Below are 11,048 nucleotides of genomic sequence, written 5' to 3' on the forward strand. Positions count from 1 at the left end.
CTATCGCTTATGTTCAGTCTAAAGGTAAAGACCTGGATGCAGTCGGCAGTGCTGACTTGCTGAAATATGCCGAAATTGGTGTGACTTACTACATCAATAAAAACATGTTTACCTATGTTGACTACCAGATTAACTTGCTGAATGAAAACAACCCGCTGGGTCTGGGCACCGACGATACTGTTGCGGTTAACTTGACTTACCGTTTCTAAGTTAATTTAGTAAAGATTACCCTTTTCTGTGTCGGAAATAGGTGAATAAAAAGGCGGGGTAATCCCCGCCTTTTTGCATTTAGAATATCTCGATAATGAGAGATGAAAAGACTACCTGAATCACTGAATCAGCGGCAGTAGTGCTGCTCACCCCATTCCAGCATGGTATTAATCAGTTGCTGGAGTAACTGTTGCAAATGAATCGCTCGTTCTGGCAGGTAGGGGTAAGGCTCAACTTCAGACATATAGTTTATCTGTGATAACTCAAGTTGCACCGCGTGTTGATGGCTCTGTGGTGAACCATATGCTCTAGTTATGTAACCACCTTTAAAGCGGCCATTTAGTATATGACTAAAGGCAGATTGGCGTTCACAACAGGCGATCAATTGTGTGCTTAGTGAGGGTGCACAGCTGGCACCGCTATGGGTCCCAAAATTCAAATCCGGCAATCGCCCATCAAACAACCTCGGAATAACTGAGGCAATCGAATGAGCATCAAGCAGCAGTGCATAGCCGAATTTGGCTTTAAGCTGCGTCAATTCGAGTTGAATTTGCTGGTGGTAAGGCCGCCAGATGTGTAACAAGTAGGCTTGACGCTCCTGAGGCGATGGTGTTTTGCCTGGCATAAAACAGGGGCGGCCATCGAACAGCGTTTCTGGGAACAAACCGGTAGTCGCTGTTGTGTACAGCGGCTGATCATCTTCTGGGCGATTCAGGTCAACCACCAAGCGGGAATAGTTACCGATAACTATGCTGGCTCCAATGTTATGGGCGAAATCATAAAGACGAGGAATATGCCAGTCGGTATCGGAGAGAGGTCGGGCTGCCTCTGTCAAGCCCGCCTTGACGGCGGGCGTCAGCCGCGTGCCCGCATGTGGGATGCTGATGAGTAAGGGCAGTTTCCCTGTATGGAAACTCAACGGATCAACGAGATTCATGAGCGAGTATTTCCTTGGAAAACAACAGACACCGGTAATTGACCGCCGAGCCAGTAAGCCAGTTCAGCTGGGCGCGATAATGGCCAATGAACCCAATTTGCTAATTTACCTGTTTCCAGTGTTCCTTGCGTTTCTTGCAATCCCAGAGCTTGAGCCGCATGGCAAGTGATACCGGCGAGCGCTTCTTCCGGAGTCATACGGAACAAAGTACATGCCATATTGAGCATCAACCGTAGGGAGAGCGCAGGGGATGTTCCCGGGTTGGCATCACTGGCCAATGCCATCGGGACTTTATAATTGCGAAACAGCTCAATCGGAGGGCATTGTGTTTCCCGCAACAAATAATAAGCGCCCGGCAGTAATACCGCGACAGTACCTGCAGCCGCCATTGCTCTAACATCTGACTCCGTGGCGTATTCAAGGTGATCGGCTGACATAGCTTTAAACTTAGCTGCCAAAGTACTGCCATTCAGCGAAGAGAGTTGTTCAGCATGCAGTTTTACCGGTAAACCGGCTTGTTGTGCCGCTAAAAATACACGCTTAACTTGTGCGGGCGAAAATGCCAGATGTTCACAAAAAGCATCCACAGCATCGGCGAGTTTTTCTTTCGCAACCTGGGGAATAATAGTATCGCAAACGAAATCAATATAATCATCATCCCGACCAGTAAACTCAGGTGGCACAGCATGAGCAGCCAGACAGGTCGTTTTGACGGTGACAGGCAATAATTCACCTAACTTGCGGGCCACGCGGAGCATTTTCATTTCACTCTCAAGGCTAAGGCCATAACCAGATTTAATTTCAATGCAGGTCACCCCTTCAGCCAATAGCGGCTTTAGACGAAATAAAGCTTGCTCTAATAATTGTTGCTCACTGGTGTTTCGTGTTGCTCTGACTGTCGATACGATACCGCCGCCATTGGCGGCAATTTCTGCATAACTCACACCATTAAGACGTTGTTCAAATTCAGCACTTCGATCACCACCAAATACTAAATGGGTATGGCAATCAATTAACCCTGGCGTGATTAGGCCGCCCGGGTAGATGACTTCGCGTGACGCGCTGAGTCTGGGGAGTTCATTATAAGGTCCGATCCAGACTATTTTACCGTCAGTCACCGCCATTGCCCCTTGCGGGATCAGGTGATACTTCCCTCCACGCATGGTGACGATATCGGCACCGTACCACAAACTGTCGCAGTGAATTGTTGACACCATCTGACTCCCTAAGACGTACAGAATTAAGTTGTATATACAATCATGGACAACCTAGCGCATAAATTCACTATCGGCAAGATAGGGATTTAAACAATTGCGTAACACTTCGCAGTTCTCGCAGAGAAATAAAATTGATCAGGACGTGACGGTACCTTGTGGGGTAAAACGGCCATAGAGCTGATAGCGAGAGCCGGGATAAAGCAATTGAGCCGCAGTCACGATTACTTTTCCGTACCAGGTTCTACGGCGGATCAGCAGACACGGTTCATGCTCATCTAATTGCAGCAACTGCCGTTCAAGTCGGTTGGGAAGAACAGCCTCAACAATATGTTCACCCTCAGTAAGCGGAGCCGCTTGGGTGAGATAACTGTAAGGGGTAACTTGGCTGAAATCCTGCTTCATATAATCGGGCGCAGTGCTTGGATTGACGCAGCGATTTTCGACCTGAATGGGGACATCATTCTCGTAATGAACAATTTGCGAATAGAACAGTTGCTGGCCGGGCTGAATGCCTAAAGCAATCGCCTCTTCAGAGCTTGCTGGCCGTGCCTCTAACTGCAAAATTTTACTACTATGACGATGACCACGCGCAGTGATTTCGTCAGCAATATTATGAACTTCAAGTAAGGCACTGTGCGCCTTTGCTTCAGCAACAAAGGTCCCTACGCCTTGCATGCGAATCAGAAAACCTTCACTGGTGAGCTCACGTAACGCCCGGTTGATGGTCATGCGACTGACCCCTAACTCGGCAACTAACTCACTCTCTGATGGCACACGTTGATGGGGCAGCCAGACTCCGGTTCTAATTTGGCGAATGATAGCCAACTTAACGCGTTGATAAATGGGGGCTGGTGTATCGTCCATTGCGGGACTTAATTGTAAGGTCGTTTGTTGTTCCGCCACGACGTTAACCTCGTCAGATATGAAAATATACGCTAAGTCTACGGTTGAATTTAGCGTGTGTATATGTATATACAAGTGAGTAATTTAATTAATTGACGCAGCTGCTGCTCAGCGCGTTTGACTCTAAACAAAATATTGGGATATCGCTATGCCAGTTTATTTTACCAAATGTGCTTTTTTACCTGATGGATGGGCGAATGACGTACAGATAACTGTCAATGAACAGGGCAACATTCAGCACATTGTGACGGGCAGCAGTGATACGGATTGCCAGATTCTTTCGGGGCCGATAGTGCCCGGTATGCCAAATCTTCATTCTCATGCTTTCCAGCGCATGATGTCTGGATTAGCTGAGATTGCTGGTAACCCGCAGGACAGTTTTTGGACATGGCGAGATTTGATGTATCGATTAGTCCAGCGATTGACACCAGAACATGTCGGTGTGATTGCTCGTCAGTTATATATCGAAATGTTAAAAGGTGGCTATACCCAAGTCGCAGAGTTCCATTATTTGCATCACAGCCCCGACGGTAGCCCATACAGTGATCCGGGGGAGATGACATTACACCTAAGTCAGGCCGCGCAAGACGTTGGAATAGGGATGACCTTATTACCGGTATTGTACAGTTACGCGGGATTCGGTGGTCAACCCGCTCAACAAGGGCAGCGCCGTTTTATTCAAAACACAGAAAGCTATCTCAAGCAGCAGCAAGTTATCACTAAACAACTGGCGAATCGGCCCCTACAAAATCAAGGCTTGTGCTTCCATTCATTGCGCGCAGTAGAGTTAAGCCAGATGCAGGAGGTTTTACAGGCGTCGGATAAACAGATGCCAGTGCATATTCATATTGCCGAGCAGCAAAAAGAGGTCAACGATTGTCTTGCCTGGAGTGGGCAACGGCCCGTGGCGTGGTTGTATGATCATGTGCCTGTCGACAGTCGTTGGTGCCTGGTACATGCCACACATTTGGATGAGTCAGAACTTATTCGGTTGGCTAAAAGTCAGGCTGTGGCCGGATTATGTCCAACAACTGAAGCAAATTTGGGGGATGGCATTTTCCCGGCAGTCGATTATATACATCATAATGGTTGTTGGGGGATAGGCTCCGATAGCCATGTTTCTCTGAATGTCGTGGAGGAGTTACGTTGGTTGGAATATGGGCAGCGCTTACGTGATCAGCGCCGTAATCGCCTGACTAATGAACAGTATCCGGCAGTTGCCGATTTACTTTATAGCCAAGCTTTAGCTGGGGGGCGGCAAGCTTGTGGCAGCAATATTGGTCAGATAGCAGAAGGTTATCGTGCCGACTGGTTAGTTTTGGATGGTGATGACCCGTATATTGGTGGCACAGAATCTGCTTCTTTATTGAATCGATGGTTATTTGCGGGGGATAAATCGCAAATTCGGGATGTTTATGTGGCGGGCAACCCGGTAATAGTGGATAGATATCACCCAATGCAACAGCAAACTGCACAGGCTTTTCTGGCGGTACTAAAAGCCTGTCAACAGGAGGTCTGATGAGCTTTACCGTTTTTGATTTTGCCCGTTTACCGGTTAGCCGTTGGCGAAATGGTGGTGGTGAAACTCGTGAAATTGCATGTTGGCCCGTCGGGGGAGATGACTTTGCCTGGCGTGCTAGCATTGCGACGATTGAGCAGGATGGTCCGTTCTCAATATTCCCCAATATTGATCGGTCCATTACATTACTTTCTGGAGACGGTGTTGTTCTCTCAAGTCCTGATTGGGAAGCGCATACACTTTCAACACCATTACAACCTTTTGCTTTTCCGGGTGATATCCCTATCCACGCCCATTTGCTTGGGGGAAGCAGTCAGGATTTTAATATCATGACTCGACGAGGTTGCTGGCAGGCTAGCGTAACATCTATTAGCTCATCGCAAGAACTTCCAGCCTCACATGGAGGGTTGGTCTATGTCGTAAAGGGAAAATGGCTTATCAGCCACACAGAAACGCATGAACTTAGCACTTCGCAAGGGTGCTGGTGGTTGCCAGCCATTAAAGGTGGTCAATTACAGCCACTGGTTACCGGCAGTTGCTTGCTGTGGGTAAATTTATTCCCTGAGCGATAAATCGTAAGCACTTTGATTGTTTTTGATATGGGTTAATGTTTGTAATGGATTGATTTTTAATTTAAATTGTTTTTTAAGAGTAATGACTCTGTGTGCATTGCAGTCATTACTCTATCCTTTGTTTCATCACTTTCCCCACCTTCATTACTTTCTCTTTCTCACTTATGCATTCCATGCTGGCAGCTCAGTTGCTTGCCTGGATTCGTGGTTACCCCCTCGATTAGCGCTCAAATTATCAGCATTTGTTAGATCCCTGTCATAGTTTTGTTATTTGATATGTTCAAAACACATATTTCGATTGTTTGGTGTTAAAAATTTCAATAATCTTAATTATGAAATAAACGTTTAAAAAAAGGAGGCGGGGAGCATAGAAGAAAAGGATAAAATATTAAGTTATTGTTTTAAATTATTTTTTTCAAAGAATAGACCGGGGATGGGGCGGTTGCATTCACGGAAAGCGCATTGAGATGCCAACAGTAGCTATTTTTACAATATGTTTGGTTAAGCTGTTGTAAAAAAATATTTTCAATAAACAGGCATTAATATGTTTATGCATTCCATTATTGAAGGGTATAGATCATGAAGCTGAAAAAAATCATCATTGCCTCACTCGCTATCTGTATGTTGCCACTGGGCGCTTATGCGAAAGACCTAAAAATTGGTGTGTCCATGGCTTACTTCGATGATAACTTCCTGACAATATTGCGTCAGGCCATGCAAAATAAAATGAAAGAAGAGGGTAATGTCTCTGGGCAGTTTGAAGATGCTAAAGGTGATATTGCTCAACAAATCCAGCAAGTAGAGAATTTTGTTAGCCAAGGTGTCGATGCCATTATTTTAAACCCGGTAGATACTCAAGGCGTGAAGCCGATGATCAAATTAGCTGAGCAGGCCAAAATCCCATTGGTCTTTGTTAATCGCCGCCCGGAGATAACCTTGCCAGCAGGTATGGCCTATGTAGGTTCCGACTCTGAACTCGCCGGACGCCTACAGATGGAAGAACTCGCAAAGCTGATGGGAGGAAAGGGTAATGTTATGATCCTTATGGGCGAACTCTCTAGTGAAGCAACTCGAGACAGAACCAGAGGGGTTGAAAAAGTTGCTGCTCAGTATCCCGGTATTCATATAATTGATAAACAGACAGCGAAATTCTTCCGTAAAGAGGCTGTTGATGTCACGACTGATTGGATTCTTTCCGGGCAGCAAATAGATGCTATTGCATCAAATAATGATGAAATGGCCATTGGCGCTATCCTCGCATTAAAACAGGCGAAGAAAAAAGGTGTCGTCATTGGTGGTATTGATGGTACCCCAGACGCACTCGAATTTATTAAGAAGGGTGACCTCAATATTAGTATTTTCCAAGATGCTAAAGGACAAGGGGAAGGCGCGGTCGATACCGCGATTAGAATAGCCTCCGGCCAGAAAGTGGAAAGTAGCGTAATGATCCCTTACCAACTTATTACTAAAGATAATTATCTAGAATTTGCAAATAAAAACAAAAAATAAAATTAGGACTACGAAAGATAGAATGTAAGTTCTATTTATAAAACGGGTTATATCCTTTTAATGCTAGCGTTATACACAATAATTAAAATGTGTGTTGATTCTATTCTAATGGGTAGACAATGCCGTATTTATTATTACGTTAATTAATAAATGCGGCATCCCGAAAAATGAAAGTATGGCGATGATTATGGAGATGGTGATATGCATCCTTACATTCTCGAAGCTGAAGGCATCAGCAAGCAATTTCCTGGCGTTAAAGCACTGAATAAAGTTGGTATTAAAATAAAGCCAGGTAGCGTCCATGCATTAATGGGAGAGAATGGTGCTGGAAAATCAACATTAATGAAGTGTCTGATTGGGATATATCATCCGGATGAGGGTTCGATAAAAGTCAGAGGCGAGACAGTGACTTTTGAAGATACTTTAGATGCGCTTCATGCTGGCATTGCAATGATTCACCAGGAACTAAATTTAGTCCCACATATGACAGTGGCAGAGAATATTTGGTTAGGAAGGGAACCTGTTCACTATGGATTAGTTAATCATGATTTACTAAACAGTAAAACTCGAGATCTATTGCAACATCTTAATATAAAATTAAAACCCAATGTGATGGTTGGAGAATTAAACATTGCCAGTCAGCAGATGGTCGAAATTGCCAAAGCAGTTTCATATGATGCTGACGTATTAATTATGGATGAACCCACGTCAGCCCTAACCGAAGGTGAGGTTTTTCACCTATTTGCGATCATTAAGGAATTAAAAGAGCAAGGAAAAGGTATTATTTATATCAGCCACAAAATGGACGAAATATTTGAAATCACCGATGAAGTTAGTATCTTCCGCGATGGAATGTTTGTTGCTACAGATAAGACAGAAAATCTGACAAAGCAATCATTAATTACCATGATGGTGGGGCGTGAACTGACTCATATGTTTCCGAAATTTAACAATAATATCGGTGAGGAAGTGCTCAGAGTCAGTGCATTACGACGCGATGGTCTGTTCCGTGATATCTCCTTTTCTGTGAAGCGCGGTGAAATACTCGGTGTTGCGGGTTTGGTCGGTGCTGGCCGCAGTGAGGTGATGGAGAGTTTATTTGGCATGCATCCGGCAGACAGTGGTGAGATTTTCATTGAGGGTTTACCCGTCAATATTGACTCACCATCAAAAGCTATTGAGCAAGGATTGGCTTTTTTGACGGAAGACCGTAAAAAATCAGGGTTATTCCTCGTGCTGTCCGTCGTTGAGAATATGAGCATAGTTAACCTTTCTGAGTATATTAATAAAAAAGGTTTTGTCAGTCATGGTCAAATGGCGCAAGACTGCATGGATCAGATTAAAAGATTAAATATCAAAACGCCTACCATGGATCAAATTATTAATAATCTCAGTGGAGGAAATCAGCAGAAGGTATTAATTGCTCGTTGGCTATTGGCTCAACCTAAAATACTTATTCTTGATGAGCCTACTCGAGGTATAGATGTTGGTGCAAAATCAGAAATTTATCGGTTAATTAGCGAGTTAGCGAACCGCGGTGTTGCTATTATTTTAGTTTCTTCAGAGTTGCCTGAAATTCTCGGTATGAGTGATAGAGTTATGGTCATGCATGGCGGTCATATTACAGGAATATTAGATAAGCAAGACGCTAGCCAAGAGAGAATAATGGCGCTAGCTTCTGAATAACTGCGGAAGGGTAATGATAATGAATAATATTAAGATGAATAAATCATTAACAACAAATTCTTTAAATGAACACTCTTTCATGGCCGGGCTAAAAGGTAAACTACCTAAAGATACCGGTATTTTTATTGTCATGATCGGTATTGCATTGATTTTTGAGTTTCTTGGATGGTTTATCCGTGACCAATCATTTCTATTAAATCCTAACCGATTATTACTGATTATTTTACAAGTCGCGATTATTGGTATTATTGCTGTTGGGGTAACACAAGTCATTATTACCACAGGTATTGACCTCTCATCGGGTTCTTTAATCGCATTAACTGCCGTGGTTGCTGCCAGTTTGGCACAAACGTCAGACAGTATTTCGCCTATGTATCCCCATCTATTAGATTTACCTGCAGCTATTCCCATTACTGCCGGGATTGGCGTCGGGATATTATGTGGTTTTATTAATGGATTTTTAATCACTCGTACAGGTATTCCACCATTTATTGCGACATTGGGGATGATGGTATCTGCCAGAGGGCTTGCCCAATATTATACCAAGGGCAACCCTGTAAGTTTTCTCTCGGATGATTTTACGGCTATTGGACAAGGTGCCATGCCGGTTATTATTTTCTTGGTGATTGCCGTTATTTTTCATATTGCTCTTAAACATACCCGGTATGGTAAGTATGTGTATGCCATTGGTGGAAATATGATTTCCGCAAAAGTTTCGGGCATCAACGTTAATAAATATCTGGTGCTGGTTTATACCATAGCCGGAGGATTAGCAGGCCTTGCAGGGGTTGTTCTGGCGGCTCGAGTCAGTAGCGGGCAATCTAGCATGGGCCAATCGTATGAACTGGATGCAATTGCGGCTGCAGTTATTGGCGGCAGCAGCCTAATGGGGGGCGTGGGGCGTATTACTGGCACCGTCATTGGCGCAGTCATTTTGGGGCTAATTAAGAGTGGTTTCACTTATATTGGTGTGGATTCGTACATTCAAGACATTATCAAAGGGATTATTATTGTCAGTGCAGTCGCTATAGATATGCACCGCAATCGCAAAAAACGTTAGTACTTCGGCGTGACTGCCTATTGATTGCTTGATATGTAATAATATAACATTACATATCAAGCAATCAGTCAGGAGTGATTCATGCCCACAAAATTGACCTCTCTATTTATCATTACACTCAGTGTTTACGTGTCATTGACCAGCTTTAATTCATTTGCCCACGGTAAGCATAACCACGGTCATGCGCATCAACAATCGGAAACCGCACGTAAAGCAAGTGAAGGTATTTTTGCAGATAAGGATGTCCAAGACAGAAAACTCAGTGATTGGGATGGAGTCTGGCAATCGATTAATCCTTATCTATTGAAAGGGGATTTAGATGCCGTTTTGGTTGATAAAGCGAAAAAGAATCAAAACAAAACTGTTGAGGAATACAGAGAATATTACAAGAAGGGTTATGCAACAGACATCACTATGATTGGCATTGAGAATAATACGATTGATTTCCATAGTCCTGAAGCCGTTAACTCCTGCCAATATAACTACTCTGGCTTTAAAATAATGCACTACGATTCTGGTAAGAAGGGCGTGCGTTATCTATATGAATGCCAAGATACCCACTCTAAAGCGCCTAAATATGTTCAATTTAGTGACCATATTATTGAGCCGCAAAAATCCCATCATTTTCATGTGTTCATGGGGAATGAGTCACAAGAAAAACTGCTTAAAGAAATGGATAACTGGCCGACTTTTTACCCGATATCGTTAGATAAAGATGACATTGTCCACGAGATGCTACATCACTGAGGAGATAAATAGCCGCGCAGGTGAGTTGCGCGGCTTGGGTTTCTTTTTAAACAGCCCGTCACTCAGAACTGTCAAAAGGATTTGCAGGTCTTGTACCCCAGCACAACGCTGGTGAGTCCAATTGAATTCAGAAATGTGATATTTATAAAACATCCTTCCATTAAAATTGAAATTTTGTTTCCAAGTTGCTATGGTCAGCACAGTCAAGTCTAACTATCACACCCAATGGGCTAAAGCTCGTTGGCGCAACGGAGATAATAAATGAAAATCGCACTGATGATGGAAAACAGCCAGGCGGGTAAAAACGCGATCATCCTGAAAGAGCTGAACGCCGTAGCCTCAGAAAAAGCGTATCCGGTATACAACGTCGGTATGAGTGATGAAAACGACCATCACCTGACTTATATCCATCTGGGGATTATGGCCAGCATCCTGCTTAATGCTAAAGCAGTCGATTTCGTGGTAACGGGTTGCGGTACAGGTCAGGGCGCGATGATGTCATTGAACATTCACCCAGGTGTGGTGTGTGGCTATTGCATCGATCCAGCAGATGCTTTCCTGTTTGCTCAGATTAACAACGGTAATGCATTGTCACTGCCATTCGCCAAAGGTTTTGGCTGGGGTGCTGAACTGAATGTGCGTTACATCTTTGAAAAAGCGTTCACCGGCGTGAAAGGTGAAGGCTACC

11 protein-coding genes are annotated in these 11,048 nt (G+C 44.0%); 8 read left to right on the forward strand and 3 right to left on the reverse strand.

Annotation, left to right across the window (positions count from 1 at the left end; all coding sequences use genetic code 11):
• The coding region (locus ACNSO8_RS05575) for a porin (RefSeq protein ID WP_418394054.1) at window positions 1-209 on the forward strand (209 nt) is incomplete at its 5' end.
• A 128-nt stretch (window positions 210-337) separates the two neighbouring features.
• Here the strand turns inward: ACNSO8_RS05575 and hutG are convergent.
• The 3 genes from hutG to hutC form a co-directional block, all read right to left on the reverse strand.
• Window positions 338-1,147: an N-formylglutamate deformylase gene (hutG, locus tag ACNSO8_RS05580; protein ID WP_418394055.1), complete on the reverse strand. Its 810-nt coding sequence runs from the start codon at window positions 1,145-1,147 to the stop codon at window positions 338-340.
• Window positions 1,144-2,364 (reverse strand): imidazolonepropionase, encoded by a 1,221-nt coding sequence (hutI, locus tag ACNSO8_RS05585; protein ID WP_418394056.1) that lies wholly within the window; start codon window positions 2,362-2,364, stop codon window positions 1,144-1,146. The genes hutG and hutI overlap by 4 nt, the downstream gene beginning before the upstream one ends.
• 135 nt (window positions 2,365-2,499) lie before the next feature.
• Window positions 2,500-3,267, reverse strand: a complete 768-nt coding sequence (gene hutC / locus ACNSO8_RS05590) for a histidine utilization repressor (protein WP_418394057.1) — start codon at window positions 3,265-3,267, stop codon at window positions 2,500-2,502.
• Window positions 3,268-3,415: 148 nt separating this feature from the next.
• On the opposite strand from hutC, the gene ACNSO8_RS05595 reads away from it, so the two are divergent.
• The 7 genes from ACNSO8_RS05595 to ACNSO8_RS05625 all read left to right on the forward strand — a co-directional run.
• Window positions 3,416-4,786, forward strand: coding sequence for a formimidoylglutamate deiminase (locus ACNSO8_RS05595; RefSeq protein ID WP_418394058.1), 1,371 nt, complete (start codon window positions 3,416-3,418; stop codon window positions 4,784-4,786).
• Complete coding sequence (locus tag ACNSO8_RS05600; RefSeq protein ID WP_418394059.1) at window positions 4,786-5,358, forward strand: HutD family protein; 573 nt, start codon at window positions 4,786-4,788, stop codon at window positions 5,356-5,358. The genes ACNSO8_RS05595 and ACNSO8_RS05600 overlap by 1 nt, the downstream gene beginning before the upstream one ends.
• Before the next feature lie 579 nt (window positions 5,359-5,937).
• Window positions 5,938-6,867, forward strand: coding sequence for a sugar ABC transporter substrate-binding protein (locus ACNSO8_RS05605; RefSeq protein ID WP_418394060.1), 930 nt, complete (start codon window positions 5,938-5,940; stop codon window positions 6,865-6,867).
• 201 nt (window positions 6,868-7,068) lie between these two features.
• Complete coding sequence (locus ACNSO8_RS05610; RefSeq protein WP_418394061.1) at window positions 7,069-8,553, forward strand: sugar ABC transporter ATP-binding protein; 1,485 nt, start codon at window positions 7,069-7,071, stop codon at window positions 8,551-8,553.
• A 19-nt stretch (window positions 8,554-8,572) separates the two neighbouring features.
• The gene (locus tag ACNSO8_RS05615) at window positions 8,573-9,613 is read left to right on the forward strand and encodes an ABC transporter permease (protein ID WP_418394062.1); all 1,041 of its coding nucleotides are present in this window, start codon (window positions 8,573-8,575) and stop codon (window positions 9,611-9,613) included.
• Between the two features lie 81 nt (window positions 9,614-9,694).
• Window positions 9,695-10,360: a metal-binding protein ZinT gene (gene zinT, locus ACNSO8_RS05620; protein WP_418394063.1), complete on the forward strand. Its 666-nt coding sequence runs from the start codon at window positions 9,695-9,697 to the stop codon at window positions 10,358-10,360.
• 261 nt (window positions 10,361-10,621) lie between these two features.
• On the forward strand, window positions 10,622-11,048 hold a 427-nt coding region (locus tag ACNSO8_RS05625; RefSeq protein ID WP_418394064.1), incomplete at its 3' end, for an RpiB/LacA/LacB family sugar-phosphate isomerase.

This window comes from Yersinia sp. LJYL362, from assembly GCF_048323875.1.

What these genes read in the sequence shown, in the direction of transcription:
- ACNSO8_RS05610 (WP_418394061.1), top strand. Translation starts at nt 7,069, where the DNA reads ATGCATCCTTACATTCTCGAAGCTGAAGGCATCAGCAAGCAATTTCCT.
- ACNSO8_RS05615 (WP_418394062.1), top strand. Translation starts at nt 8,573, where the DNA reads ATGAATAATATTAAGATGAATAAATCATTAACAACAAATTCTTTAAAT.
- ACNSO8_RS05595 (WP_418394058.1), top strand. Translation starts at nt 3,416, where the DNA reads ATGCCAGTTTATTTTACCAAATGTGCTTTTTTACCTGATGGATGGGCG.
- hutG (WP_418394055.1), bottom strand. Translation starts at nt 1,147, where the DNA reads ATGAATCTCGTTGATCCGTTGAGTTTCCATACAGGGAAACTGCCCTTA.
- ACNSO8_RS05605 (WP_418394060.1), top strand. Translation starts at nt 5,938, where the DNA reads ATGAAGCTGAAAAAAATCATCATTGCCTCACTCGCTATCTGTATGTTG.
- ACNSO8_RS05600 (WP_418394059.1), top strand. Translation starts at nt 4,786, where the DNA reads ATGAGCTTTACCGTTTTTGATTTTGCCCGTTTACCGGTTAGCCGTTGG.
- zinT (WP_418394063.1), top strand. Translation starts at nt 9,695, where the DNA reads ATGCCCACAAAATTGACCTCTCTATTTATCATTACACTCAGTGTTTAC.
- hutI (WP_418394056.1), bottom strand. Translation starts at nt 2,364, where the DNA reads ATGGTGTCAACAATTCACTGCGACAGTTTGTGGTACGGTGCCGATATC.